The following is a 25,173-nucleotide window of genomic DNA, read 5'->3' on the forward strand; positions in this document are numbered from 1 at the left end:
AGAATCCGCGCACTTGATAGCTTGAGGTCCACCATGAACGAGCCGATTCGCCTTACCCAGTACAGCCATGGCGCGGGGTGTGGCTGCAAGATTTCGCCCCAGGTATTGGAAGTGATCCTCGCCGGCAGCGGCGCACAGAACCTTGACCCCAACCTGTGGGTGGGCAACGCCTCGCGCGACGATGCGGCGGTGTATGCCATCGACGACGAGCGCGGTGTGGTCTCCACCACTGATTTTTTCATGCCGATTGTCGACGATCCGTTCGACTTCGGCCGGATTGCCGCCACCAACGCGATCAGCGACATCTACGCCATGGGCGGCGATCCGTTGATGGCTATCGCCATTCTGGGCTGGCCGGTAAATGTATTGGCGCCTGAGGTTGCTCGCGAAGTGATCCGTGGCGGCCGCTCCGTGTGCGACGAGGCCGGTATTCCCCTGGCCGGCGGTCACTCCATCGATGCGCCGGAGCCCATCTTCGGCCTCGCCGTGACCGGTATCGTGCAAAAGCGCCATATGAAGCGCAACGACACCGCCACCGTCGGCTGCCGTTTGTACCTGACCAAACCCCTGGGCATCGGCATCCTGACCACCGCGGAAAAGAAGGGCAAATTACGCGAGGCGGATATCGGCCTGGCTCGTGACTGGATGTGTACCCTCAACAAGCCTGGCAGCCGCTTCGGCAAATTGGCCGGTGTAACGGCAATGACTGACGTCACCGGCTTTGGCCTTCTCGGCCATTTGGTGGAAATGGCTGACGGCAGCGGCGTGACGGCGCGCATCGAATACGACAAAGTCCCACGCCTGCCCGGGATCGAGGACTACCTTGACCAGGGCTGCATGCCGGGCGGCACCTTGCGCAACTTCGACAGTTATGCGAGCAAACTTGGGCGCCTGCAGGAGCTGCACAAACGCGTGCTGTGTGACCCGCAGACCAGCGGCGGCCTGTTGATCGCTGTTACGCCCGAGGGCGACGCCGAGTTTCATGCGGTCGCCCGCGAACTGGGCCTGACCCTTGAGTCCATCGGTGAATTGGTTGAGCGACAGACCCACGCGGTAGAGGTGTTTTGATGGCGACTGACATCACCGACTACCGCGACATCTTCCTCAACGACCGGCCGATGATGGATACCCGCGCGCCGGTCGAGTTCGCCAAGGGCGCGTTCCCGGGCGTGGTCAACCTGCCACTGATGACCGACGACGAGCGTCAGCGGGTCGGCACTTGCTACAAGCAGCAGGGCCAGCAAGCGGCTATCGTGCTCGGACACGAGCTGGTGTCCGGAGCAATCAAGGCCGGGCGCATCGAGCAATGGGCGCGGTTCGCCCAGGCCAACCCGGACGGCTATCTGTACTGCTTTCGTGGCGGGTTGCGCTCGCAGATTGTGCAGCAATGGCTGAAAACCGAAGCCGGTATCGAGTATCCCCGCGTCGGTGGCGGCTACAAAGCCATGCGCAGCTTTTTGCTGGACACCGTCGAACAGGCTGTCACCGAGTGTGATTTCGTGTTACTGGGCGGCATGACCGGCACTGGCAAGACCGAAGTACTCGGCCAACTGCGCAACGCCCTGGACCTGGAAGGCCACGCCAATCATCGCGGTTCCAGCTTTGGCAAGCGAGCTACGGTGCAACCGTCCAACATCGACTTCGAGAACCGCCTGGCAGTGGACCTGCTGAAAAAACGTGCGGGCGGCGTCGAGCAGTTTGTGGTCGAGGATGAGAGCCGCATGATCGGCAGTTGTGCACTGCCGTTGCCGTTGCACAAGGGCATGCAGACCTTTGCGATGGTGTGGCTGGAAGACAGCATCGAAGGCCGTGTCGAACGTATCCTGCGTGATTACGTGGTCGACCTTTGCGCCGAATTCATCGCGGTATTTGGCGAAACCGGCTACGCCCTGTTTGCCGAGCGCCTGACCCAGAGCCTGGCCAATATCCACAAGCGCCTGGGCGGCGAGCGCTTCCAGCGGTTGCAGGCGATTCTGCAGGACGCCCTGGCGGAACAGGCCCGTAGCGGCGCCGTGGACCTGCACCGCGTATGGATCGAAGGGTTGCTGCGTGAGTATTACGACCCGATGTACGCCTTCCAGCGCGAAAGCAAAGGCGCACGCATCGAGTTTGTCGGGGAGCAGGCGGCGGTGGTGGAGTATTTGCGCGAGCGTGGTGCTTTGCGAGGTTGATGCTTGCCTGTGACAAGGCCCTCAACCTCACCCATTACCTAAAGGATCGCCGCTCCAATCAAACCGCAGACCACGCCCACCAGCATGGTCAAGCCTGCCACCGTGAGCAGCACCCGCGCGTCGAAATCCTTGCGCAACATGAGCAGTGACGGCAGGCTCACGCTCGGCAGGGTCATCAACAAGGCCACGGCCGGGCCGCTGCCCATGCCCAGCGTCATCATGGTTTGTACGATCGGTATCTCTGCGGCGGTCGGAATTACGAACAGCGTGCCGACAATCGCCAGCGGCACCAGCCACAGCAGGCTGTCGGTCATCGCCCCATCCACGTGGGGAAACAGCCAGACCCGCGCCGCGCCCAGCACCAGCACCGCCAGGATGTAGACCGGGATCGTGCTCCAGAACAGTTGCCACAGGGTGCGCAACCAGCGGCTGAAAAACGGTTGCGACTCGATCACGCTGGCCTCGGCCACCGCCCCCAGCGCCGCTTCCGGCACTTGCTCCGGGCGTGCGATCCGCTGGGCCACCAGGGACACGCCGACCACCAGCACAATCCCTGCCACCAGCCTTAACGCCGTGAAGCCCCAACCCAGCACAAACCCCATGAATACCAGGGTGGCCGGGTTCAGTACCGGGTTGGCGATCCAGAACGCCAGCGCCGCGCCTACTGACACTTGCTGCCGACGCATGCCTGCCGCCACCGGTGCCGCGCAGCAACTGCACATCATTCCGGGCAAGGCGAACAGCCCGCCGCGCAGGGTCGAACCCAGCCCGGCACGACCAAACAGGCGCAGCAGCCAGTCGCGGGGGATCAACACTTGCAGCAACGAGCCGAGGATCACCGCTAGAACGGCGGCTTTCCAGATCGCCAGGAAATACACCTGGGCATAGGCCAGCGCCGCCGCCAGTGGCGAGGTTTGCTGGTCATTGAGAATTGAGGCGCCGATGCTGTGGTTGTCGGCGGCGACAAACGCCTTGAAGTAGTAGGGCGACCACTTCACGTAGTAAAGGCCGATGCAGGCGACCAGCAGGAACAGCGCTGGTTTCCACCAGAACGACCAGCCCCGGTTGGGCTGGGTGGAGACGAGGTTGGACATGGTGTTGATCCGCAGATGAGTCAATAGCCGCGCATCATACGCCCCTATCGCTCAGGCTTCAGAGATCTGCGCTGACCTGGGTCGCATCCGGGCAGGTTTGTTCGCCATTATTCAGGCCCTGCTTATAGTTGCGGCTCAGCAACGATGCCTTGCCGTTGTGCCAGGTGAGTGTCAGTACATACAGCGTGTCGTAGTCATTGCCGGACCAGTCTTCGGTGATGGTGTGCTTTTCGCCCACCGCTTCACTGGCCACCTTGTTGATCAACTCCGGCAGATAGCCGTGGGACCAGGCAGTGTAGATGATGGCGTTATGGTATTTGTTTTCCACCAGTTCGTCGGCGAGGGCGTTGGTGTCATTCGCCGAAAACTTGATGTTTACCGGCAACCCGAGCTTGATTGCGCTGGGGCTGATGGTCATCAGTGGGCGAATGTAGCTGTAGGAATTGTCTTTTTCGCCTTCCTCGACATTGCGCGTCGGGTTGGCGGCGAAGACGAAGTTGGCCTTACCGAACTTTTCCGGCAACACGGTGGCCAGGTTCATCGCGCGGTTCAGGCCCTGGCAATTGAGCTGGCCCAGGCCGCCGGCGGGTTTTTCGCCGTGGCGCAGGAACACCAGGGTTTGCACGCCGTCCACCGGCTCGGCGCTGCTGATACGCGATTGCAGGGCCAGGTCGAGGACGCCGCCGACCAGCAACAGCGGCAATATGATGTATGAATATCGTTTGAGGCGTTGCGCAAGGCACAGAGGCTTGATTGTCATTAGGTTCGAGTCTTCAGTGCATCGGATTAAGGCGGACAAGCCCGGCCCCAGTGACGCATGCTGCGTCCTGCGGTGTTCCGTGTGGTTCTGCAAGGTGCCTCCATTCACCGTTCAGGCGCACTTAAGAGTCCGCGAGGTCACTTTGGTTCGCCCGTGGGGGAGATTAGCGAGGGGATGTTGCGCAATGATGACCCATGCAGGATGCCGGGCAGATGATTATCATGGGGGTTTTCCGCCGAGGGATATCCCGATGAATTCACTCGCCGCTTTCCCGATCAACCGCAAATGGCCCGCCCAGCATCCGGAGTGTCTGCAACTGTATTCGTTGCCCACGCCCAACGGGGTAAAAGTCTCGATCATGCTCGAAGAACTGGGCCTGCCCTACGAGGCGCACAAGGTCAGCTTCGAGACCCAGGACCAGCTGTCGCCCGAGTTTCTGTCGCTGAACCCGAACAACAAAATCCCCGCGATCATCGACCCCGACGGCCCCGGCGGCCAGCCGTTGGCGCTGTTCGAATCCGGTGCGATCCTGCTTTACCTGGCGGAAAAAACCAGCCAGTTGCTTTCCGAAGACCCGGCGACACGTTATGAAACCATTCAGTGGCTGATGTTCCAGATGTCCGGTATCGGCCCGATGTTTGGCCAGGTGGGGTTCTTCAACAAGTTCGCTGGCAAGGCCTACGAAGACAAGCGCCCGCGTGACCGCTACGTCGCCGAGTCGCGGCGCTTGCTGGAGGTCTTGGAAAAACGCCTGCTGGGCCGCACCTGGATCATGGGCGACGACTACAGCATCGCGGACATCGCGACGTTTCCGTGGATCCGTAACCTGATCGGGTTCTACGAATCCGGCGACTTGGTCGGCATCGCCGATTTCCCCAATGTGCTGCGCGCGCTGGACGGCTTTATCGCACGTCCGGCGGTGATCCGTGGCCTGAACATTCCGAGCTGAGCCCATGCCGACTTTCGATTTCAAACAACTGGATGTCTTCAGCAGCGTGTCGCTCAAAGGCAACCCGCTGGCGGTGGTGCTGGGGGCCGACAGCCTCAGCGACCAACAGATGGCCGACTTCGCCAAGTGGACCAACCTCAGCGAAACCACGTTTTTACTCACGCCCCGCGATCCACGGGCTGACTACCGGGTGAGAATCTTCACCACCTTGCAGGAACTGCCGTTCGCCGGGCACCCGACGCTGGGCAGTTGCCACGCGTGGTTGCAGGCGGGGGGGATTGCGCAAGGGGAGGAGATTATCCAGGAGTGCGAAATCGGCCTGGTGCGTATCCGTCGCCAAGGCGATGAGCTGGCGTTCATCGCGCCGCCGTTGTTGCGCTCGGGCCCGCTGGAGGCGGCGTTGCTGGAGCGCGTGCGCCTGGGCTTGGGCCTGGCGCCCGAGGCCATTGTGCGCAGCCAGTGGGTCGACAACGGCGCGGGTTGGCTGGCGGTGATGCTGGCCGACCGCCAGGCGGTGCTCGATCTGCAGCCCGATTATGCGCAATTGCTCGGCCTGGCGGTGGGCGTGATTGCACCCTGCGATCCCGAACGCGACGCTGTAGACGCGCACTTTGAAGTGCGCGCGTTCATTGCCGGCGACGGGTTCCCCGAAGACCCGGCCACCGGCAGCTTGAATGCCGGGGTGGCCCAATGGTTGTTGGGCGAAGGCCTGGCGCCGAGCCGCTACGTGGTCAGCCAGGGCACGGCGATGGGGCGCGCGGGGCGTATCCGCATCGAGCGCCAGGGCGATGAAATCTGGGTCGGCGGTGCCGTGGCGGTGTGCATCGAAGGGCGTCTACAGCTCTAGATCAATGCAATTGTTGTGGGCCTTGCCATAAACTATTGTCTGCCTGGCATTTGCGCTGCCGGGGTCGGGGGGCATACGCTTTCGCCCCAACGTTTTTAGCCTTATTCAGGACAGCCATGACCAGCCAGTTCCCTCAAGCCCGCCCACGCCGTCTGCGCCGCTCCCCGGAGTTGCGTAGCTTGTTCCAGGAAACCGAGTTCACCCTCAATGATCTGGTGCTGCCGATTTTCGTCGAAGAAGAAATCGATGATTTTGTGCCAATCACCAGCATGCCGGGTGTGCTGCGCATCCCTGAGAAAAAGCTGGCCGGGGAAATCGAGCGTTATGCCCGCGCCGGGATCAAGTCGGTGATGACCTTTGGCGTGTCGCACCACCTGGACGCCAGTGGCAGCGACACTTGGAAAGAGCGTGGCCTGGTCTCGCGCATGTCCTCGATCATCAAGGACGCGGTGCCGGAAATGATCGTGATGTCCGACACCTGTTTCTGCGAATACACCGATCACGGCCATTGCGGCGTGATGCATGGCGCCCATGTCGACAACGACGCGACGTTGGTCAACCTCGGCAAGCAAGCTGTGGCGGCGGCCCGTGCCGGTGCCGATGTGATCGCGCCGTCGGCGGCGATGGACGGCCAGGTCCAGGCGATTCGCCGGGCGTTGGATGACGCCGGTTTCACGCATATCCCGATCATGGCCTACTCCACCAAATTCGCTTCGGCCCTTTACGGTCCGTTCCGTGAAGCGGGTGGCAGCGCGCTCAAGGGCGACCGCAAAAGCTACCAGATGAACCCGATGAACCGCCGCGAAGCCGTGCGTGAATCGCTGCTCGACGAGCAGGAAGGCGCGGATGCGCTGATGGTCAAACCGGCCGGTGCCTACCTCGACATCATCCGCGACATCCGCGAAGCCTCGCGCCTGCCGGTGGCGGCGTATCAGGTCAGCGGCGAGTACGCGATGATCAAATTCGGTGCCCAGGCAGGCGCGATCGATGAGGACCGGGTGGTGCGGGAAACTTTGGGTTCGATCAAGCGCGCTGGCGCGGACCTGATCTTCACTTACTTCGCCATGGACCTGGCGCTGGCAGGCATCTAAAGCACCCAACTTGTGGGAGCGGGCAACCCCCGCTTCCACAGTGGGTTGTAGCGTTTTTCAGCGCTGTGCAAGCGCCAGGTTCAACCCCAACCCTGCAAAGGCCGCCGCAAAACTGCGCCGCAGCCAATTCTGAACCCGTGGTGACTCGATCACCGCGCGGCGAAACACATTGGCCAGCAAGCCATACACCACAAACACCGCAAACGTCATGGCCATGAACACGCCGCTCAGCACCAGCATTTGCAAGGCCGGCGCCGTGCTGGCCGGTGTGACGAACTGAGGCAGGAAGGCCAGGAAGAAAATCGTCAGCTTGGGGTTGAGAATATTCAGCAAAAACCCGCGGAGCATCAGGCCACGGGCCGTGGTTGCCGTTGGCGTGTCATTCATCGCGAAGGCCGAACGATCGCGCCACGTGGCGTAGGCCAGGTACAGCAAGTAGGCGGCTCCGGCGAATTTCAGCGCTTCGAACGCCAATGCGCTGGTGTGCAGCAGCGCGGAAAGGCCGAGGATGGATGCCAATAAGTGCGGGATGATCCCGGCGGTACAGCCCAGCGCGGCGAACACGCTGGCGCGCTTGCCGGCCATGAGGCCCGTGGACACGGTAAAGATCACGCCGGTGCCGGGAATCAGCACAACGATCAGGCAGGTGATGAAAAAGTTCATGCTGAGCATGGCATTCAAACTCCTTGTACGAATGGTTGATGAAAGATCCTGTCATATTCGCATTACGTTGGCGAGGGGAGCACAGGGCGAACCCGCGTTAGACTTACCGGTCGATATCAGCAATGCCCGGCTCATCGCCCTTCAAGGAAGCCCCATGTACCTACGCCACCTGATCCTGTGTCTCATGCCCTTGGTGGTGCTGGCAGGTTGCTCGACCGCACGCGGCCCGCAACAGCCGGAGCGCAGTGAAGCCGAGGTCAAGGCGCAGATCGTGCGCCTGCTGCCCGCCAAGGTCGCCGATCGCAACGGTTGGGCCAAGGATATCTACACCGCGTTCGACACCCAGCACATCTACCCCAGTACCGAAAACATCTGCGCCGTGCTGGCGGTGACCGAGCAAGAGTCCACTTACCAGGTCGATCCACCCGTGCCGAATATGGGCAAGATCGCCCAGGATGAAATCCTGCGCCGTGCCGGTAAGGTGCATGTGCCAGCGGTGTTGGTCCGCACTGCATTGCAACTGCGTTCGCCCACCGGTAAGTCCTACGCCGATCGCTTGAACGCTGCGCGCACGGAGAAGGACTTGAGCGGGATCTTCGATGACTTCATCAGCATGGTGCCCTTGGGCAACACGCTGTTTGGCGGCTTCAACCCGGTACACACCGCCGGCCCGATGCAAGTGAGCATCGAGTTTGCGCAGAAGCAGGCGCGGGGTTATCCCTACACGGTGGACGGCACGATCCGACGGGAAGTGTTCACCCGACGTGGCGGTATGTACTTCGGCATCGCTCATTTGCTCGGTTACCCGGTGAGTTATGACCGGCCGCTGTACCGGTTTGCCGACTTCAACGCCGGTTGGTACGCCAGCCGCAACGCGGCGTTCCAGGCCGCCGTCAGCCGCGTCTCAGGCACCGAGTTGGCGCTGGACGGGGATTTGATCCGCTACGGCTCGCTGTTGCCCGGCAGCACCGAATTGGCGGTGCGTTCCCTCGGCGCCAGGCTGGACATGCGCAACCCCAGCATCCGCAGTCAGCTGGAGCAGGGCGAGCAATTGGATTTTGAGCAGACCACGCTCTACAAACGCGTGTTTGCCCTGGCCGACACAGCGGCGGGCAAACCGCTGCCGCGGGCGATCCTGCCGGGCATTGTGCTCAAAAGCCCGAAGATCACCCGCAACCTGACCACCGCCTGGTTCGCCCAGCGGGTGGATGAGCGCTATCAGCGCTGTATGAGGCGCTGAGGCCAGCCCTGAACGGGGTTGGTGAATCAGCCCCAGGCATCGCAACGGATATGCGCGGCTGATGGTAATGGTCGCCGCGTGGGGGCTGGAGTACACCTCATGCCTGACTCCAAGGAAGAACCCGCGATGATCGCTCACGCCGTGCCCGAAGGTTTTGTCTCACTGCCGCGCAGCAGCCCGCTCCTCGACTTGTTAGGTCCGGCCTATTGCCGGGGTGACGGCTTGCAACTGGAAATCGGCCTGCGCGCCGACAACCGTCACGCCAATGGCCGTGGCACGGTGCATGGCGGCGTGTTGGCAACCTTGGCGGATATCGGCATGGGCTATGCGATGGCGTTTTCCAGTGAGCCGCCGTTGCCGTTGATTACCGCGAGCATGACCGTGGATTACCTGGGCGCGGTGCAAGTGGGGGAGTGGATTGTGGTGCGCCTTGAGCATCACAAGCGTGGCCGGCAAATGGCATTTGCCACGGTGAGTCTGCAGGTGGGGGACAAAATCGTGGCGCGGGCGAACGCGGTGTTTGCGGTGCCGCGTGCGGACTGAAGGCGAAAAAAAGGCCCGGTTTTTCGTGGAACCGGGCCTTTTCGTGTGTTGCTCTTGAATCAGCTGCGCTCAAGGGCCAGGGCTACGCCTTGGCCGCCACCGATGCACAGCGTCGCCAGGCCTTTCTTGGCGTCGCGTTTGATCATTTCGTGCAGCAGGGTCACCAGAATGCGGCAGCCTGACGCGCCGATCGGGTGGCCAATGGCGATCGCGCCGCCGTTGACGTTGACCTTATCGGCGTCCCATTCCAGCTCTTTGGCCACCGCCAGGGATTGCGCGGCAAAGGCTTCGTTGGCTTCGACCAGATCCAGGTCGGCCACATTCCAGCCGGCTTTCTCCAGGCAACGGCGGGTGGCCGCGACCGGGCCGATGCCCATGATGGCCGGGTCGACGCCGGCATTGGCGTAGCTGGCGATACGCGCCAGCACGGGCAGGCCGAGGGCCTTGGCCTTGTCGGCGCTCATCAACAGCACGGCGGCCGCGCCGTCGTTGAGGCTGGACGCGTTGCCAGCGGTGACGCTGCCGTCTTTCTTGAACGCGGGTTTGAGCTTGGCCAACGACTCGGCGGTGGTGCCGGCGCGCGGTTGTTCGTCCACGGCGAAGGCCACCGGGTCGCCCTTGCGCTGCGGGATCAGAATCGGGGTGATCTCATCGGCAAAGCGGCCGGCTTCGATAGCGGCGGCGGCTTTTTGCTGGGACGCGGCGGCGAAGGCGTCCTGGGCTTCACGGCTGATGCCGTACTTGTCCACCAGGTTCTCGGCGGTGATGCCCATGTGGTAGTCGTTGAATGCATCCCACAGGCCGTCGGTGATCATGCTGTCGATCATCTTGGCGTGGCCCATGCGCAAACCGGTGCGCGCGGCGGGCAATACGTAGGGGGCCAGGCTCATGTTCTCCATGCCGCCGGCAATGATCACGTCGGCATCGCCACAGCGGATGGCCTGGGCGCCCAGGTGCAGGGCCTTGAGGCCCGAACCGCAGACCTTGTTCAAGGTCATCGCGGGTACGGCATGGGGCAGGCCGGCGAGGATCGACGCCTGGCGCGCCGGGTTCTGGCCTGAGCCTGCAGTGAGCACGTGACCGAGGATCACTTCATCCACCTGGGCCGGGTCGAGGCCGGTCTGCTCCAGCAGGCGACGGATCACGGCAGCGCCCAACTCCGGTGCCGGGATGTTCGCCAGCGAACCTTGAAAGCTGCCTACCGCGGTACGGGTGGCAGCAACAATCACAACGTCTTGCATGGAATGTGTCCTCACTGGAATTGCATTTCTGGAACATGGTCGGGGACGATCAGTTTACCGGCTGTCTTGCTGACAATCTCTTCAATACTGACCCCTGGGGCACGCTCCTTTAGGATAAAGGCGCCGTTGTCGATTTCCAGGTAGGCGAGGTCCGTCAGTACGCGCTTGATGCAGTGGGCACCGGTCAGCGGCAGGGTGCATTGGCTGAGCAACTTGGACTCACCGTCCTTGGACGCGTGGGTCATGATCACGATGATGTTTTCCGCGCCGGCCACCAGGTCCATGGCGCCGCCCATGCCCTTGACCAGCTTGCCGGGGATCATCCATGAGGCGATGTTGCCCTGTACGTCCACTTCAAACGCGCCGAGCACGGTGAGGTCGACATGGCCGCCGCGAATCATTGCGAAAGATTCGGCGGAGGAGAAGATCGAGGCGCCGATGCGCGCGGTCACGGTTTGTTTGCCGGCGTTGATCATGTCGGCATCGATGGTCTCTTCAGTGGGAAACGGGCCCATGCCGAGCAGGCCGTTTTCCGATTGCAGCATCACTTCCATGCCTTCGGGGATATAGTTGGCCACCAGGGTCGGAATGCCGATGCCGAGGTTGACGTAGAAACCGTCCTGCATTTCGCGGGCGACGCGTTGAGCCATTTGTTCGCGGGTGAGAGCCATGGTGCTGTTCCTCTTATTCTCTTCGGGCTGGAGGGATTATTTGCGGACGGTGCGCTGTTCGATGCGCTTCTCGAAGGTGCCGCAGATGATCCGGTCGACGTAGATGCCAGGGGTGTGGATCTGCGACGGTTCCAGCTCGCCCGGTTCGACGATTTCCTCGACTTCGACCACGGTGATCTTGCCGGCGGTGGCGGCCAGCGGGTTGAAGTTCTGGGCGGTGTGGCGGTAGATGACGTTGCCAAAGTGGTCGGCTTTCCAGCCTTTGACAATGGCGAAGTCGCCGGTGATGGATTCTTCCATCAGGTACGGGCGACCGTTGAATTCGCGGGTTTCCTTGCCTTCGGCAACCGGGGTGCCGACGCCGGTGGCGGTGAAGAAGGCCGGAATGCCGGCGCCGCCAGCGCGCATTTTTTCCGCCAGGGTGCCTTGAGGGGTGAGCACCACTTCGATCTCGCCGCTGAGCAGTTGCTTCTCGAACAGGGCGTTTTCGCCCACGTAGGACGCGATCACTTTGCGGATCTGCTTTTCTTCCAGCAGCACGCCCAGGCCAAAACCGTCGACGCCGCAGTTATTGGAAACCACCGTCAGGTCGCGGGTGCCTTTGCGTTTGATCTCGGCGATGAGGTTTTCCGGGATGCCGCACAGGCCAAAGCCGCCGGCGAGTACGGTCATGCCGTCTTCCAGGCCTGCCAGTGCCTCTTCATAGGACGCAACGCGTTTATCGAAACCTGCCATATAGCACCTCTTTTATTGTTTGTGGGCCAGTCAATGTTCCGAGTGTTGCGCCGACGGATTGATTTGTTAAGTTGTTTTTTAAGGTTGATTGATTTAAAAAACTGCATAGTCGAGCCGTCATCCGGAGTAACGTCATGACCGTCAAACAGATGCGTGCCTTTCTGGCCGTGGCACAGAGCCTGAGTTTTGCTGCTGCCTGCGAGCGGCTGCACCTCTCTCAATCGGCACTGAGCCTGACCATCAAAGGCCTGGAAGAAGGGCTGGGCGGGCGCTTGTTCAGCCGCAATACCCGCAATGTCGCGCTGACCCCTGAAGGGGAATCTTTGTTGCCGCTGGCGCGTCGGTTGATTGCCGATTGGGACAACGCCGAGGATGAACTGCGCCAGCGCTTCACCCTGCAGCGCGGGCGGGTAACGGTGGCAGCGATGCCGTCGTTTGCAGGCAACCTGTTGCCGCCGATCCTGAAGATATTCCGTGCGCGTTACCCCCATGTGAACGTGACGGTGCATGACCTGATCAACGAACAGGTGCTGGAGATGGTCCGTGATCGTCAGGTCGAGTTGGGCGTGGCGTTCGAACCGTCCGAGGGGTCGTCGCTGGCGTTTACGCCGTTATACCTGGACCGCTTCATTGCCGTGGTGCCCATGGATTCACCCTTGGCACTGCGTGCTGAAATCGACTGGAAAAGCCTGTTGGAACAACCGTTCATTGCCCTGCAACGACCCTCAACGGTACGGGTGATGCTGGAGGAGCATCTGGGCGCCTTGCAGATGAAATTGCCGGTGGCGCTGGAGAGTCATCAATTGGCGACGGTGGGCAAGATGGTTGCCAGTGGCCTGGGGGTCAGCGCCGTACCGGCATTATGTGCGCAGCAGATGCAGGAGGCGGGCGCCCATTGCATCACCTTGACCGATCCGGTGATCGAGCGGCCGATTGGTGTGTTGACCAAACCGGGGCATGAACTCTCGGCGGCGGCACAGGTGTTGTTTGATATTTTTCGCGATGAGGCGGGGAAAGGCCGTTACCCCAACTTTTGAAGTTGCATAAAAAATGTGGGAACTGGCAAGCCAGTTCCCACATTAGTTGAGTTGTACTTAGGAGTAGCGGTCGATTACTTTAACTTGTGCGCTGTCTTTGAAAGACGCCCACGCGTGGTTAAGTGTGTCGAACACCTGCTCGATAAAGTTACGATCGGCCGCCGCTTTCTTGCCGACATAACCCTGGCCACGACGATACACCTTCAGGCGCGCCGCCAGTTCACGGTTATTTCTGTCGAACTCGGCTTCTTCGGTGTGGGGCGCCAGGCAGTCAATTTGGACTTTGCCCGATTTACCAATCCACAGGATATGGTCGTCGAGTGTGTCTTTCTGCGCTGCGAACATCTCAGCCAATTGTTCGATAGTTGGTTGGTTGTTCAGATTCATGTGTAAGCCCCTTGACCAGTTGGCGATCTATCAATTGATTCGTTAAAACTGCTTAGTTGTCTCCGGTTCCGAAAACCGGGCGTCAGTGACGGTCTGCCGAATACGGGCAGGGTCTTGAACCTGATGCATGTAGTCTTGCTGATGAACTGCTACGCAATGGTTTCATAACGAAGACAAGCAGCGTTTGAGCTCCTTGTACCGAACCCTTTGGGTCGGTCAGCTTCATCAATCTGCCTTGTGGGCAGTGCACATCCGGAAAAAACAGCTCGGCGGTCAGACGAGCTTGTTCAAAACGCTTGTTACCAACGCTCCCGATCCGGGAGACGTCTAGATCATGCAAGGACAAAAAGGTTACGTCAACGGTTATGTAGTGATTATTTTTGATCACTACATAAATCGTCGTGGGGACGGGGCCGTGCGGGGAAGTGTGACTTGGGCGTCATTTTTTGTGCGGTGGGTCGCCGGAGCTCGTTAGCCTGGCCGGGTTGCCCACTCATTTTTGATGCGCAGTGTTCTGGTTATCCCAGGCGCTCTGCCAATAGCGGCAACAACCGCTCGCAGGACGCCGCGATCTTCATCTGCAACAACTCATCCCCACGGGTCTTGCCCAGATTGATGGCAATCACCCGCTTGCCTTGCTCGACCATCGCCTTGCACAGGCGAAACGCCGAGTAGGCCATCAGCGACGACCCCACCACCAATAAACCCTCGGCTTGCTCCACCGCCGCCATTGCCCTGGCGGCGGTGGCCTGGGCAACGTTCTCGCCGAAGAACACGACGTCCGGTTTCAGCCGTTCGCCGTTGCAGTGGGGGCAGCGGGGCACGCGAAAGCGTTGTTCAAAAGCAGGATCAAGCAGGGTATCGCCGTCGGGTGCCTGCACGGCATCGACGCCGGCCAGGTAGGGGTTCTCGGTTTCCATCAACCGTTGGATCACATCGCGTGCGCAGGGCCGCTGGCAATCCAGGCATAGCACGCGATGCAAGCTGCCGTGCAGCTCGATCACATCATGGCTACCGGCCTGGTCATGCAACGTGTCGACGTTTTGCGTGATCAGCCCGCTGATACGCTGGCGGTGTTGCAAGGCGGCCAGCGCCAGGTGGGCCTGGTTCGGCTGCGCAATGCGCACCCGTGGCCAGCCCAGCATCGCCCGCGCCCAATAACGGCGGCGCGCTTGTGGGGTGGCCAGGAACTCCTGGTACATCATCGGCGCCTTGCCCCGGCGTATGCCCTCGCTGTCCCGGTAGTCCGGGATACCCGACGACGTGCTGATTCCCGCCCCGGTCAGCACCAGAAAACGCCGTTCGGCCATGGTCCGGTGCAGGATATCGAGGTGGTCTTCCTGATGTTCGAGCATGTCGAGCATGGGGTCTCCTATTCGCCGCGAATGTATTGCTCCAGTTGCTTGATCAGGTTGGCTTGTTCGGCAATGGCCTCCTTGACCAGATCGCCGATGGAGAGCAAACCCAGCAGTTTTCCGTCGACGACCACCGGCAAGTGGCGCAGGTGACTGTCGGTCATGATGTTCATGCATTCTTCGACCGTTTTATGGGCATCAACCGTTATGACTGGAGAACTCATGACCTCATGGACTTTGGTGGTGACTGAAGAGAGGCCTTTGAGTATCAGTTTTCGTGCGTAGTCACGTTCGCTGATGATGCCAACCACCTCGCCCTGCTTGACGACCGGCAAGGCCCCGACATTTTTCGATGACATCACCACCAACGCTTCGAATACGGTGTGGTCCCATTCAATGGTGTGGACTTCCTGGTTTTGCTTGTCTTTGGCTTTGAGTACTTCTGAGACGGTTTTCATGGCGGCCACTCCGATGTTGTTGTTGGGAAGTCTGCAATCCCCTACAGAATCCTAGACGGCTCGCGCGGGAGCAAGGACCAAAGCGGCGTTAAACCCGTCAAAAAACGTCATACCCCGGATTTATTCATGGTTTACCCGGTACTTGTCGGCTTTTTCGCTCGCTTCGGGCTGGCCGCCGTCTTGCGGGGTGCGGCCGTGCGTTTCTTTTTCCACGGTGTGGCGCCGCGGCCTGCCGGGCTGGCAGGGCCGGTGATGGTCATGCGCATACCGTTGCAGCGGGCCACTTGCTTGCTCATCCAGGCCGCTTGTTTGGCGACGAATTCTTCCAGGCTCATTTCGCCGCTTTGCACCATGTCCAGCGCCTGTTCCCAGATCGCGGTGGTGCCCGGGTCGGCGATGGCGCGGGGCACTGCGTCGATCAGGCTGAACGCCGCCGGGGTGGCCGAGAGTGCCTTGCCGTTCTTCATCAGGTAGCCCCGGTCCAGCAGGCCCTGGATGATCCCGGCGCGGGTGGCTTCGGTGCCGATGCCGGTGGTGTCCTTGAGCTTTTGCTTGAGCAGCGGATCTTCCACCAGCTTGGCGACGTTTTTCATCGCCTTGATCAGGTCGCCCTCGGTGAAGGGTTTGGGCGGCTGGGTCCACAGGTCCTTGAGATTGACCTTGGCGACGGCGTAATCCTGGCCTTGCACCAGTGCCGGCAGGGCTTGCGGTGCTGGCGCCTCACGGCCTTTGGCCGGTGGAAGGGCTTCGGGCAGCGCGCGCTTCCAGCCCGCTTCGATGACGACTTTGCCCACCGCGCGCAGCGCCTGGCCTGCGCAGTCGAAATCCGCCTGGGTGCGATCATATTCGTGGTTGGGCAGAAACTGCGCCAGGTAACGTGCGCGAATCAGTGTGTAGACCGCCCGATGCTTGCCGGTGAGCTGCCCGACATCCTTGCCGGCGCCGGTGGGAATGATGCCATGGTGGGCGCTGACCTTGGCGTCGTTCCACGCCCGCGAGCGGCGTTGGGGATCGATATGCGGCATCAGTTCGTTGACGGCCGCGTCGGCACGGCCCAATGCGGCAAGGATCTTCGCCGCGTCGCCATGTTGACTCAAGGGCAGGTAGCCGCAATCGCTGCGCGGGTAGGTGATGGCCTTGTGGGTTTCGTAGAGCGATTGGGCGATGTCCAGGGTTTCCTGGGCGCCGAGGCCGAGCTTCTTCGAACAGATTTCCTGCAGCGTACCCAGGTCGAAGGGCAGCGGGGCGACCTCGCGCATGCGTTCGGTGCGCAACTTCACCAGTCGCGCGCTGGCAGCGCGGGTCATGGCGTCGGCGGCATCCCGGGCGAGTTGCGGGTTGAGGCAGCGGCCTTGGTCGTCACAGGCATCGTCGACGGCGCGCCATTGGGCGGTGAAGATCATGTGCGCGTGGCGCAGGTCGACATCGATGGCCCAGTAGGCCACCGGTACGAAATCGGCGATGCTGCGGTCACGGTCCACCACCAGGCGCAGGGTCGGAGTTTGCACGCGACCCACCGGCAGCACGCCCTGGTAACCGGATTGACGGCCGAGCAAGGTAAACAGGCGGCTCATGTTCATGCCGATCAGCCAGTCGGCGCGGGAACGGCCGAGGGCCGAGTGGTACAGACTGAAGGTTTCGGCGCCGGGTTTGAGCGCGGCCAGGGCCTTGCGAATGGAAGCGTCGTCCAGCGCCGACAGCCATAGCCGCTGGATCGGCCCGCGATAGCGGCAATGCTCCACCAGCTCGCGGGCGATCATTTCACCCTCACGGTCGGCGTCGGTGGCGATCACCAGCTCCTGGGCTTCGCCCAGCAGGCGCTTGACGGCCTTGAACTGGCTGGCGGTCTTGGGCTTGACCCGCATCTTCCATTTGTCCGGGATGATCGGCAGGTCGGCGAGCACCCAGCGCTTGTACTTGGCGTCGTAGGCATCGGGCGGGGCGGTTTCCAGCAGGTGGCCGATGCACCAGGTGACGGTCACCCCGTTGCCCAGCCAGCAACCGTCGCCACGGCGAGTGGCGCCGAGCACGGCCGCAATATCCTTGGCCTGGGAGGGTTTTTCACAGAGGAACAGCCGCATGGTCATCACATCAGATCAGGTTGATGCCTTGCAGGATGCGGAGTCCGAGGGATTTGAGCAACCATTATCTGTATGGATGTACAGCAATTTGTGTGGCGCCGCAGAGCAGATGTGGGAGGGGGCTTGCTCCCTCCCACAGGGGACCTGCGGTGTTCAGGCGGTCGGGTCAGTTGTTATCGATATCCACGTGCCGCGTTTCCTTGAGGCAGAACATCCCGACAATCAGGCTTACCCCGGTCACGACCACCGGATACCACAAGCCGTAGAAGATATCGCCGGTGTACACCACCAGCGCAAACGACACGGTTGGCAGGAACCCGCCAAACCAGCCGTTGCCGATGTGGTAGGGCAGGGACATCGAGGTGTAGCGGATGCGTGTCGGGAACAATTCCACCATCAGCGCCGCCAGCGGGCCGTAGCACATGGCCGCGATCAGGATCAGCACAACGATCAGCACCACCACCATCACCTTGTTGACCTGGGCCACATCCGCCGATGTCGGGTAGCCGGCCAGGGTCACGGCAGCGCGCAGGGCCGCCTCGTCAAAGCCATCGATGCGCACGTCGCCCACGCTCACCTGCACCGGGCTGCCCGCGGGGGCGGCGGCGCTGCTGTAGGGCAGGCCTTGCTTGACCAGGAAGGTCTTGACCTTGTCGCACGGGCTATCAAAACGCGCCTTGCCGACCGGGTCGAACTGGAAGGTGCAGGTGGCCGGGTCGGCCAGCACGGTGATCGGCGCCTGGCGACTGGCCTGGTCCATCGCCGGGTTGGTGTAGTGCGCCAGGCCCTTGAAGATCGGGAAGTACAGCGCGGTCGCCAGCAGCAGGCCGAGCATCAGCACCGGCTTGCGCCCGACCTTGTCCGACAGCCAGCCGAAGAAGATAAAGAACGGTGCCCCAATCACCACGCTGATGATCAGCAGCATATTGGCCAGGGCCGGGTCCATCTTCAGGAACTGCGTGAGGAAGAACAGCACATAGAACTGTGCCGCGTAAAAGGTCACCGCTTGTCCGCCGTTGATGCTGAACAGCGCAATCAGCACCACCTTGAGGTTTTCCCATTTACCGAAGGACTCACGGATTGGCGCCTTGCTGGCCTTGCCTTCCTCTTTCATTTTCAGGAACGCCGGCGATTCATGCAGGCTCATGCGAATCCAGGTGGAAATGCCCAGCAATACGATGGAAAACAGGAACGGAATGCGCCAGCCCCACACTTCGAACTGGTCACCGGTGAAGTAGCGGCAGGCCAGTACCACCAGCAAAGACAGCAGCAACCCGAGGGTAGCGGTGGATTGAATCCAACTGGTGTGCAGGCCGCGCTTGCCGGCGGGGGCGTGTTCGGCCACATAGGTGGCTGCGCCGCCGTATTCACCGCCCAGTGCCAGGCCTTGCAGCATGCGCAGGACGATCAGAATGATCGGCGCCGCGATGCCGATGCTGGCATACGTCGGCAACAGGCCGACACAGAACGTCGCCACGCCCATCAGGATAATGGTCACGAGGAACGTGTACTTGCGCCCGATCATGTCGCCCAGCCGGCCAAATACCAGCGCACCGAACGGGCGCACTACAAAGCCGGCCGCGAAGGCCATCAAGGCAAAGATAAACGCCGTGGTGTCGTTGACCCCGGCAAAGAACTGCTTGCTGATCACCGCCGCGAGGGCGCCATAGAGGAAAAAGTCATACCACTCGAACACCGTCCCCAGGGACGAGGCGAAGATGACTTTTCTCGATTCGCTACCGGTGCTCGCGCTGACCGCCGAGCCCAGGGTTTGAGCATGTTCTGACATTGGGTATCCCTCACAGTGATTATTTATTGTTGTTCCACTGTCGGCGCCAACCTCAGCGCCGGTCTGTTTTCCGTTCCCCTGTAGGAGCGAGCTTGCTCGCGAAAATCGCCAACGATTACGCGGGAAATCTGGATGAACGCGGCGCCTTTGTGCTTTTCGCGGGCAAGCTCGCTCCTACAGTGTTCGGCGAAAGGATCAGTTGCGCGGCTTTCTCCGCGATCATCAGCGTCGGTGAGCAGGTATTGCCGGACGTGATGCGGGGCATGATCGACGCATCGGCGATGCGCAGTCCCGGCACGCCGTGGACCCGCAGTTGCGCGTCGACCACCGCGTCCTGGTCACTGCCCATGCGGCAGGTGCCCACCGGATGGAAAATCGTCGTGCCGATGCGCGCTGCGGCTTCGTGCAGTTGCTCTTCGGTTTGCAGTGCATCGCCGGGCAAGTATTCCACCGGTTTGAACGCGCTCAGGGCCGGTGCGGCGACGATGCGTCGAGTCAGGCGAATCGCATCGGCGGCCACCTGCAGGTCTTGCGGATGGCTGAGGTAATTGGGCTGGATCAGCGGCGCATCTGCCGGGTTGGACGAGCGAATATCGATACGCCCACGGCTTTGCGGGCGCAGGTCGCAAACCGACGCGGTAAACGCCGGGAACGCGTGCAACGGCTCGCCAAAGCGCTCCAGGGACAGCGGTTGCACATGGTATTCAAGGTTGGCCGAGGTTTGTTCCGGGCCCGAGCGCGCAAACGCGCCGAGCTGGCTGGGCGCCATCGACAGCGGGCCGCTGCGGTCATACAGGTAGCGCAGGCCCATGCCCATCTTGCCCCACACGGTGCCCGCGATCTGGTTCAGGGTGCGCGCGTTTTCCAGCTTATAGATCAGCCGCAGTTGCAGGTGGTCCTGCAGGTTGCCGCCGACGCCCGGCAATTCATGCAACACATCAATGCCGAGCGGTTTGAGCACGTTGGCCGGGCCAATCCCCGAGCGTTGCAAAATGCCAGGTGAACCCACCGCGCCTGCGCACAACACGATTTCCTTGCGCGCCTTCCAACTGAGCTGTTGGCCGTGCTGACGCCCGAGCACTGCCGATGCGCGGCCGTTTTCCAGCAATACGCGGTCGACTTCCACCTCGGTCAACACGGTCAGGTTCGGCCGCCGGCGGATCGGCTTGAGGAACGCCTTGGCCGCATTCCAGCGCACGCCGGCCTTCTGGTTGACCTGGAAGTAACCGCAGCCTTCGTTATCGCCCTGGTTGAAGTCGCTGATGTTGGCGATGCCGCTTTGCGCCGCAGCCTCACGGAAGGCATCCAGAATCGGCCACGACAGCCGTTGTTGTTCAACCCGCCATTCGCCGCCATCGCTGTGAAATTCCGAATCGCCGGCAAAATGGTTTTCGCTCTGCTTGAACAGCGGCAGCACGTCTTTCCACGCCCAGCCGGCGTTACCTTCCGCCGCCCAGCCATCGTAATCCTGGGCCTGGCCGCGCATGTAGATCATGCCGTTGATCGACGAACAACCGCCGAGCACCTTGCCCCGTGGGTAGCTCAGGGCGCGGCCTTGCAGGCCGGCCTGGGCTTCGGTCTTGAAGCACCAATCGGTGCGTGGGTTGCCGATGCAGAACAGGTAGCCGACGGGGATATGAATCCAGGGGTAGTTGTCGCGTCCACCGGCTTCAAGCAACAGCACACGGTGGGCGGGGTTGGCGGACAGTCGATTGGCCAGCAGGCAGCCTGCGGGGCCGGCGCCTACGACGATGTAATCGTATTCAGCAGTTGCAGTGGGCATCTGAGGTCTCGCTTGTTTTTCTTATTGGCTCCATCCTAGTTGTTAGTTTTCGTCTTAAAAATGTTAGTTTTTACCCAGCCGCTGTGCGTTTTTAAACAGCGCGGCCCAGGCTCACGGATTGGAGGCGCTATGTTCGACTGGAATGACCTGCGGTATTTTCTCGAGTTGCAGCGCAGCGGCCGCCTGCTCACCGCCGCGCACCGTCTGAAAACCACCCACGCCACCGTGGCGCGGCATATCGAGGCCATCGAAAAAAGCCTCGGCACCGCGTTGTTCGTGCAGCACGCCCACGGCTATGAGTTGACGCCGTCCGGTGAGGCCCTGCTTAAACATGCCGAAGCCATGGAAAACGTCGCGCTGCTGGCTGAAGACGAACTGACCCACACCGCCGCGCCCCTGGGCAAGATCCGCCTGGGCGTGGCCGAAGGGCTGGGCGTGATGTTCCTCGCCAGCCGCATGGGCGGGCTGTTTGAGCGCTATCCGGGGTTGGAAGTGGAACTGGTGGCCGTGCCGCGCTTCGTCAGCATCCTCAACCGCGAAGCCGAGATCAGCATCCACCTCGAACGCCCCAGCGTCGATCAACTGGTCACGCGCAAACTCACCGACTACCGCCTGGCGCTCTATGCCAGCCGCGCTTATCTGGCGCGTAACCCGCCGATTGAAAAACGTGAAGACCTTGCCGGCCATGCTTGGATCGATTACGTCGACGACCTGCTGTTCAGCCAGGAACTGAAATTCCTCAGCAGTTTCTGTCGCAACCCCAAGGTGGTGTTCCACAGCACCAGCGTGATCGCCCAGCACCAGGCGGCGCGTTCCGGGCTGGGGATTGCTGTGTTGCCGTGCTTTATGGCGGCCAGTGACCCGGACTTGGTGTCGTTGCTGCCGGGGGAGGGGATTCAGCGCAGTTATTGGATCAGCTCGCGCCGGGAATTGCACAAGTCGGTGCGGCTGCGGGTGCTGTGGGATTACGTGGTGGAGTTGTGCGCGCGCGAGCAGCCACTGTTGCTCGGCGAGTCCACCTGAAGAAACCGGATCAAAAATGTGGGAGGGGGCTTGCCCGCCGATAGCCGTGTGTCAGCCAAAACATGCATGACTGAAGCACCGCTATCGGGGGCAAGCCCCCTCCCACACTTTTTATCGGATTCAGCTTCCAAGATCAGGTCGGCTATAAGGCCAAGCAAGAGCAAAAGCAGATCAGGGTCTATCTGATCTATGGAGATCCAAATGTGGGAGGGGGCTTGTCCCCGATAGCCGTGTTGAAGTGCGCCCCAAAAGTTGGACACTCATCCAACTCCTGGGGCTTTTTCATGAGCAAGTACACCGCGCAGTTCAAACTTTCCGCCATTACCGCCCTCCTAGAGCGAGGCCGTGGCTTTCGCCATATTGCAGCCCGATTTCAAATGGACCCCACTTTGCTTCGCCGCTGGGTGGAAGCTTACCGGCTGCACGGTGAGGCCAGTCTGAGTAGTTCCGGTGGACGTTATAGTGCTTTGTTCAAGTTCTCCGTTCTGCAACGCATGTGGCGTGACTCCCTCTCTTTTCGCCGCGCAGCGGCACTCTTCAATCTGGGTGACTCTACCCAAGTGGGCAGATGGCAGCAGCAGTATTACAGTGGCGGTATTGAAGCCCTGGCCTCAGGGGAAAAAGGATTGAATATCGCTATGTCCAAACCACCAGCTAAACCTCGAAAAACGGCTGCCCCACTCACCGACCAAGAGCGTGCTCACAAGGCTTTACTTGATGAACTCCAGTATTTGCGCATGGAGAACGCCTACCTAAAAAGCTTGGGGAGTTAGGCGAGGCGGTAATGAGGCGCGAGAAAGAAGCGAAGAAAAAGCCCGATTAGTCTCTGAGTTGAGGCAAAGCTTCCCTTTGGACCCTTTGCTCAAACTGGTTGGGCTCGCCCGCAGCACGTACTACTACCAACTCAAGGCGATGGACGGAGCAGACCGGTTCGTTTCGCTGAAAGCCTCTATCCAGAGCCTTCAAGACGAGCATAAGGGGCGCTTCGGCTATCGTCGTATGACTTTAGCTCTGCGCAGCAACGGACAGTTGATCAACAGTAAAACGGTGCGGCGACTGATGGGGGAGTTGAGTCTGAAATGTACGGTACGACCGAAGAAATACAGATCGTATCGAGGGCCGATGGGAAAAGTCTCGCCCAATACCCTGGCTCGTCAGTTCGAGGCTGAACAACCGAATCAGAAATGGGTAACGGATGTCACCGAGTTCAAAGTGGCTGGCGGAAAGCTGTATCTGTCTCCAGTTTTAGACTTGTACAACGGAGAAATCGTGGCTTATCAGACCGCCACACGCCCCCAATATGCGTTGGTGGGCGACATGCTGGAACAAGCTCTTGAGCGCTTGCCTGAGGGCGTCAAACCCATGCTGCACTCGGATCAGGGTTGGCACTATCGATACCCAAAGTACCGGGATCAACTAGAAAAAGCAGGGTTGGAACAGAGCATGTCACGCAGAGGAAACTGCTATGACAACGCCACAATGGAGAGCTTCTTTGGTACGTTGAAGTCAGAATTTTACTACCGGGAAAGCTTCGACAGCGTGGCTCAGTTGCAGGCTGGACTGGCTGAATACATCCATTACTACAACCATAAACGAATCAAAACGAAGCTTGGCGGACTGAGCCCTGTAGCGTACAGAGCCCGGTCCGCTGTAGCCTAACAATCACTGTCCAACTTTTGGGGCGCACTTCATGTGTCAGCCAAAACATGCATGACTGATTCACCGCTATCGGGAGCAAGCCCCCTCCCACATTTTTGACCTGGTTCAGCTTCCAAGATCAGGTCGGCTATAAGGCCAAGCAAGAGCAAAAGCAGATCAGGGTCTATCTGATCTATGGAGATCCAAATGTGGGAGGGGGCTTGCCCCCGATAGCCGTGTGTCAGCCAAAACATGCATGACTGAAGCACCGCTATCGGGGGCAAGCCCCCTCCCACATTTTTGACCTGGTTCAGCTTCCAAGATCAGGTCGGCTATAAGGCCAAGCAAGAGCAAAAGCAGATCAGGGTCTATCTGATCTATGGAGATCCAAATGTGGGAGGGGGCTTGCCCCCGATAGCCGTGTGTCAACCAAAACATGCATGACTGATTCACCGCTATCGGGGCAAGCCCCCTCCCACATTGGATCTGTGGTGTTGCTTGAACTGAGTCAATCGCGCAGTTCGAATTCCGCACTGCCCAGCCGTTCGCCGTTTACCAGCACATGCACCGCGTGCTTGCCGGGGTAGTGTTTGCGCGTGGTCAGTTCACGGATATGTTGTTCGCGGCTGATGCGCTGGTGCTCGCCTGCGCCAAGGGTAAAGGCCTTGAGCTTGAACACTTTGGCCGCGCTGTGGCCGGCGCTTTTTACATAGTCGATGGCGTAGTCCACCACCAGTTTCTGTGGCGCAGCGGCGGTGGATTCGAGGCTGAAGGTCAGGTTGATCCGCTCCCCCAGTTTGATCACCGCCGGGGTGACGCGCAGGTGATGAATCTTGACCTCGGCCTTGGCTCCTGCGCCGATGATCGTCAGCGCGCGGGTGTTGCCTTGCTTGATCAGGCTGCGCAGCGCATGGCGGGCGATCCACGCAGTGTGCGGGTTATCCAGCGACCAGCCTTCGATCCGGCTGAGCACCCAATCGGGGTGGTCCTTGGTGATGTCGTTGAGGTGGTTGGCCACGGACTTGCGCACATAGAGGCTGCTGTCGGCCTTGAGGCTGTCGAGGATCGACGCGCATAGCTCGGGGTTGGCCTGCACGTCGGCCAGGCGAAATGACCACGGCAGTCGCGGTCGTGAGCCTTCGCTGGCGAGACGGCGCACGTGTTCGTTGTCATCCAGCGCCCACTCTTGCATCACCGCCAGGGTGCGCTCGAAGTCGTGCAGCAAGAAGTGCCGGATCGCGAATTCGGAGGAACCAAAGGTCGTGAAGTATTTGAGCGCAGCCATGGAACGCTTGAAGTCATCCCGGCCATGACTTGCCACGTAGTGTGGCAGGAACAGGCTGACAAACCCGCTGTTCAAGCGCGGTGCGAGCGCATAGAGCAGCTTGAGGGTCTGCGGGTAATCCAGCGGGATCACCGCATGCAGGCTGTCGCTGACCCGCGCCATGCGCTGCATCACCGACAACTCGGCCAGCCCGGCCTTGGCGTGCTTGAGAAACCCCGTGGCGTCGAACGCCGGGTACACCGCCGTCATCTCGGTGGCAATGTGTTGCAGGCGTTCGAGGTTGAAGATTTCCTTGAGGGCCGGGGCGCTTTGGTCGGTCATCGGTGATTCCA

Annotated in this window: 23 protein-coding genes; 10 read left to right on the forward strand and 13 right to left on the reverse strand. The window is 60.8% G+C overall.

Annotated elements, in window-relative coordinates; translation table 11 throughout:
* The first annotated feature begins 33 nt into the window (after nt 1-33).
* The gene (gene selD, locus U5A08_RS10350; RefSeq protein ID WP_321851423.1) at nt 34-1,068 is read left to right on the forward strand and encodes a selenide, water dikinase SelD; all 1,035 of its coding nucleotides are present in this window, start codon (nt 34-36) and stop codon (nt 1,066-1,068) included.
* Complete coding sequence (gene mnmH, locus U5A08_RS10355) at nt 1,068-2,171, forward strand: tRNA 2-selenouridine(34) synthase MnmH (RefSeq protein ID WP_253394639.1); 1,104 nt, start codon at nt 1,068-1,070, stop codon at nt 2,169-2,171. Before selD ends, mnmH begins: the two co-directional genes overlap by 1 nt.
* A gap of 38 nt (nt 2,172-2,209) precedes the next feature.
* Here mnmH and U5A08_RS10360 read toward each other — a convergent pair whose 3' ends face one another.
* Nucleotides 2,210-3,265, reverse strand: coding sequence for a permease (locus U5A08_RS10360; RefSeq protein WP_253394640.1), 1,056 nt, complete (start codon nt 3,263-3,265; stop codon nt 2,210-2,212).
* A 58-nt stretch (nt 3,266-3,323) separates the two neighbouring features.
* Complete coding sequence (locus U5A08_RS10365) at nt 3,324-4,025, reverse strand: histidine phosphatase family protein (RefSeq protein ID WP_321851425.1); 702 nt, start codon at nt 4,023-4,025, stop codon at nt 3,324-3,326.
* A gap of 250 nt (nt 4,026-4,275) precedes the next feature.
* Between U5A08_RS10365 and U5A08_RS10370 the strand changes: the two genes are divergently transcribed.
* The 3 genes from U5A08_RS10370 (at nt 4,276) to hemB (ending at nt 6,912) form a co-directional block, all read left to right on the forward strand.
* A complete protein-coding gene (locus tag U5A08_RS10370; RefSeq protein WP_253394644.1) occupies nt 4,276-4,974 on the forward strand; it encodes a glutathione S-transferase N-terminal domain-containing protein in 699 nt (232 codons plus the stop codon).
* A gap of 4 nt (nt 4,975-4,978) precedes the next feature.
* Nucleotides 4,979-5,821: a PhzF family phenazine biosynthesis protein gene (locus tag U5A08_RS10375; protein ID WP_321851427.1), complete on the forward strand. Its 843-nt coding sequence runs from the start codon at nt 4,979-4,981 to the stop codon at nt 5,819-5,821.
* A 116-nt stretch (nt 5,822-5,937) separates the two neighbouring features.
* Nucleotides 5,938-6,912, forward strand: a complete 975-nt coding sequence (gene hemB / locus U5A08_RS10380; protein ID WP_017847039.1) for a porphobilinogen synthase — start codon at nt 5,938-5,940, stop codon at nt 6,910-6,912.
* A 57-nt stretch (nt 6,913-6,969) separates the two neighbouring features.
* Here the strand turns inward: hemB and U5A08_RS10385 are convergent, their stop codons facing one another.
* Nucleotides 6,970-7,584 (reverse strand): LysE family translocator, encoded by a 615-nt coding sequence (locus tag U5A08_RS10385; protein ID WP_253394650.1) that lies wholly within the window; start codon nt 7,582-7,584, stop codon nt 6,970-6,972.
* A 145-nt stretch (nt 7,585-7,729) separates the two neighbouring features.
* Between U5A08_RS10385 and U5A08_RS10390 the strand changes: the two genes are divergently transcribed.
* Nucleotides 7,730-8,815 carry a DUF1615 domain-containing protein gene (locus tag U5A08_RS10390; protein WP_253394652.1) on the forward strand — a complete coding sequence of 362 codons (1,086 nt, stop codon included), beginning with the start codon at nt 7,730-7,732 and terminating at the stop codon, nt 8,813-8,815.
* 126 nt (nt 8,816-8,941) lie between these two features.
* Nucleotides 8,942-9,358 (forward strand): PaaI family thioesterase, encoded by a 417-nt coding sequence (locus tag U5A08_RS10395; RefSeq protein ID WP_253400364.1) that lies wholly within the window; start codon nt 8,942-8,944, stop codon nt 9,356-9,358.
* Nucleotides 9,359-9,417: 59 nt separating this feature from the next.
* Here the strand turns inward: U5A08_RS10395 and U5A08_RS10400 are convergent, their stop codons facing one another.
* The 3 genes from U5A08_RS10400 to U5A08_RS10410 are packed head-to-tail and all read right to left on the reverse strand — an operon-like array spanning nt 9,418 to nt 12,005.
* Nucleotides 9,418-10,599: an acetyl-CoA C-acetyltransferase gene (locus U5A08_RS10400; RefSeq protein ID WP_253394654.1), complete on the reverse strand. Its 1,182-nt coding sequence runs from the start codon at nt 10,597-10,599 to the stop codon at nt 9,418-9,420.
* A gap of 11 nt (nt 10,600-10,610) precedes the next feature.
* Nucleotides 10,611-11,270, reverse strand: a complete 660-nt coding sequence (locus U5A08_RS10405; protein WP_253394655.1) for a CoA transferase subunit B — start codon at nt 11,268-11,270, stop codon at nt 10,611-10,613.
* A gap of 36 nt (nt 11,271-11,306) precedes the next feature.
* On the reverse strand, nt 11,307-12,005 hold the full coding sequence (locus U5A08_RS10410; RefSeq protein WP_010566044.1) for a CoA transferase subunit A: 699 nt from the start codon (nt 12,003-12,005) through the stop codon (nt 11,307-11,309).
* 134 nt (nt 12,006-12,139) lie between these two features.
* On the opposite strand from U5A08_RS10410, the gene U5A08_RS10415 reads away from it, so the two are divergent.
* Nucleotides 12,140-13,042: a LysR family transcriptional regulator gene (locus tag U5A08_RS10415; RefSeq protein ID WP_046384021.1), complete on the forward strand. Its 903-nt coding sequence runs from the start codon at nt 12,140-12,142 to the stop codon at nt 13,040-13,042.
* Between the two features lie 57 nt (nt 13,043-13,099).
* On the opposite strand, the gene U5A08_RS10420 is transcribed toward U5A08_RS10415, so the two are convergent.
* From U5A08_RS10420 to U5A08_RS10445, 6 genes are all read right to left on the reverse strand, one after another.
* Nucleotides 13,100-13,429, reverse strand: a complete 330-nt coding sequence (locus U5A08_RS10420; protein WP_253394657.1) for a hypothetical protein — start codon at nt 13,427-13,429, stop codon at nt 13,100-13,102.
* Nucleotides 13,430-13,947: 518 nt separating this feature from the next.
* On the reverse strand, nt 13,948-14,793 hold the full coding sequence (locus tag U5A08_RS10425) for an NAD-dependent protein deacetylase (protein WP_321851431.1): 846 nt from the start codon (nt 14,791-14,793) through the stop codon (nt 13,948-13,950).
* Nucleotides 14,794-14,801: 8 nt separating this feature from the next.
* Nucleotides 14,802-15,242, reverse strand: a complete 441-nt coding sequence (locus U5A08_RS10430) for a CBS domain-containing protein (RefSeq protein WP_253394661.1) — start codon at nt 15,240-15,242, stop codon at nt 14,802-14,804.
* Between the two features lie 131 nt (nt 15,243-15,373).
* Nucleotides 15,374-17,323: a DNA topoisomerase III gene (locus U5A08_RS10435; RefSeq protein ID WP_321851434.1), complete on the reverse strand. Its 1,950-nt coding sequence runs from the start codon at nt 17,321-17,323 to the stop codon at nt 15,374-15,376.
* A gap of 166 nt (nt 17,324-17,489) precedes the next feature.
* Nucleotides 17,490-19,112 carry an MFS transporter gene (locus tag U5A08_RS10440; RefSeq protein ID WP_253394665.1) on the reverse strand — a complete coding sequence of 541 codons (1,623 nt, stop codon included), beginning with the start codon at nt 19,110-19,112 and terminating at the stop codon, nt 17,490-17,492.
* A 115-nt stretch (nt 19,113-19,227) separates the two neighbouring features.
* Nucleotides 19,228-20,895: a GMC family oxidoreductase gene (locus U5A08_RS10445; protein ID WP_253394667.1), complete on the reverse strand. Its 1,668-nt coding sequence runs from the start codon at nt 20,893-20,895 to the stop codon at nt 19,228-19,230.
* Between the two features lie 129 nt (nt 20,896-21,024).
* On the opposite strand from U5A08_RS10445, the gene U5A08_RS10450 reads away from it, so the two are divergent.
* Both U5A08_RS10450 and U5A08_RS10455 read left to right on the forward strand, forming a co-directional pair.
* Entirely contained in the window at nt 21,025-21,918 is an 894-nt protein-coding gene (locus U5A08_RS10450) for a LysR family transcriptional regulator (protein ID WP_253394669.1), read from the forward strand.
* Nucleotides 21,919-22,202: 284 nt separating this feature from the next.
* Nucleotides 22,203-23,577 (forward strand): IS3 family transposase gene (locus tag U5A08_RS10455; protein ID WP_425262823.1). Its coding sequence is split into 2 segments (ribosomal slippage): nt 22,203-22,682 and nt 22,684-23,577, totalling 1,374 coding nucleotides; the frame shifts between segments, so codons are not numbered across the junction.
* A gap of 487 nt (nt 23,578-24,064) precedes the next feature.
* Here U5A08_RS10455 and U5A08_RS10460 read toward each other — a convergent pair.
* Nucleotides 24,065-25,162 carry a DNA alkylation repair protein gene (locus U5A08_RS10460; protein WP_253394671.1) on the reverse strand — a complete coding sequence of 366 codons (1,098 nt, stop codon included), beginning with the start codon at nt 25,160-25,162 and terminating at the stop codon, nt 24,065-24,067.
* Nucleotides 25,163-25,173: the final 11 nt, after the last annotated feature.

Source organism: Pseudomonas paraveronii (assembly GCF_963681955.1).
Taxonomy (GTDB): Bacteria; Pseudomonadota; Gammaproteobacteria; order Pseudomonadales; family Pseudomonadaceae; genus Aquipseudomonas; species Aquipseudomonas paraveronii.

Coding starts and splice junctions, on each gene's coding strand:
- U5A08_RS10395 (WP_253400364.1), top strand. CDS start 8,942: ATGATCGCTCACGCCGTGCCCGAAGGTTTTGTCTCACTGCCGCGCAGC.
- U5A08_RS10375 (WP_321851427.1), top strand. CDS start 4,979: ATGCCGACTTTCGATTTCAAACAACTGGATGTCTTCAGCAGCGTGTCG.
- U5A08_RS10405 (WP_253394655.1), bottom strand. CDS start 11,270: ATGGCTCTCACCCGCGAACAAATGGCTCAACGCGTCGCCCGCGAAATG.
- U5A08_RS10365 (WP_321851425.1), bottom strand. CDS start 4,025: ATGACAATCAAGCCTCTGTGCCTTGCGCAACGCCTCAAACGATATTCA.
- U5A08_RS10445 (WP_253394667.1), bottom strand. CDS start 20,895: ATGCCCACTGCAACTGCTGAATACGATTACATCGTCGTAGGCGCCGGC.
- U5A08_RS10400 (WP_253394654.1), bottom strand. CDS start 10,599: ATGCAAGACGTTGTGATTGTTGCTGCCACCCGTACCGCGGTAGGCAGC.
- U5A08_RS10385 (WP_253394650.1), bottom strand. CDS start 7,584: ATGCTCAGCATGAACTTTTTCATCACCTGCCTGATCGTTGTGCTGATT.
- U5A08_RS10410 (WP_010566044.1), bottom strand. CDS start 12,005: ATGGCAGGTTTCGATAAACGCGTTGCGTCCTATGAAGAGGCACTGGCA.
- U5A08_RS10360 (WP_253394640.1), bottom strand. CDS start 3,265: ATGTCCAACCTCGTCTCCACCCAGCCCAACCGGGGCTGGTCGTTCTGG.
- U5A08_RS10420 (WP_253394657.1), bottom strand. CDS start 13,429: ATGAATCTGAACAACCAACCAACTATCGAACAATTGGCTGAGATGTTC.
- selD (WP_321851423.1), top strand. CDS start 34: ATGAACGAGCCGATTCGCCTTACCCAGTACAGCCATGGCGCGGGGTGT.
- U5A08_RS10430 (WP_253394661.1), bottom strand. CDS start 15,242: ATGAAAACCGTCTCAGAAGTACTCAAAGCCAAAGACAAGCAAAACCAG.
- U5A08_RS10435 (WP_321851434.1), bottom strand. CDS start 17,323: ATGCGGCTGTTCCTCTGTGAAAAACCCTCCCAGGCCAAGGATATTGCG.
- U5A08_RS10440 (WP_253394665.1), bottom strand. CDS start 19,112: ATGTCAGAACATGCTCAAACCCTGGGCTCGGCGGTCAGCGCGAGCACC.
- U5A08_RS10460 (WP_253394671.1), bottom strand. CDS start 25,162: ATGACCGACCAAAGCGCCCCGGCCCTCAAGGAAATCTTCAACCTCGAA.
- mnmH (WP_253394639.1), top strand. CDS start 1,068: ATGGCGACTGACATCACCGACTACCGCGACATCTTCCTCAACGACCGG.
- U5A08_RS10390 (WP_253394652.1), top strand. CDS start 7,730: ATGTACCTACGCCACCTGATCCTGTGTCTCATGCCCTTGGTGGTGCTG.
- U5A08_RS10370 (WP_253394644.1), top strand. CDS start 4,276: ATGAATTCACTCGCCGCTTTCCCGATCAACCGCAAATGGCCCGCCCAG.
- hemB (WP_017847039.1), top strand. CDS start 5,938: ATGACCAGCCAGTTCCCTCAAGCCCGCCCACGCCGTCTGCGCCGCTCC.
- U5A08_RS10450 (WP_253394669.1), top strand. CDS start 21,025: ATGTTCGACTGGAATGACCTGCGGTATTTTCTCGAGTTGCAGCGCAGC.
- U5A08_RS10415 (WP_046384021.1), top strand. CDS start 12,140: ATGACCGTCAAACAGATGCGTGCCTTTCTGGCCGTGGCACAGAGCCTG.
- U5A08_RS10425 (WP_321851431.1), bottom strand. CDS start 14,793: ATGCTCGACATGCTCGAACATCAGGAAGACCACCTCGATATCCTGCAC.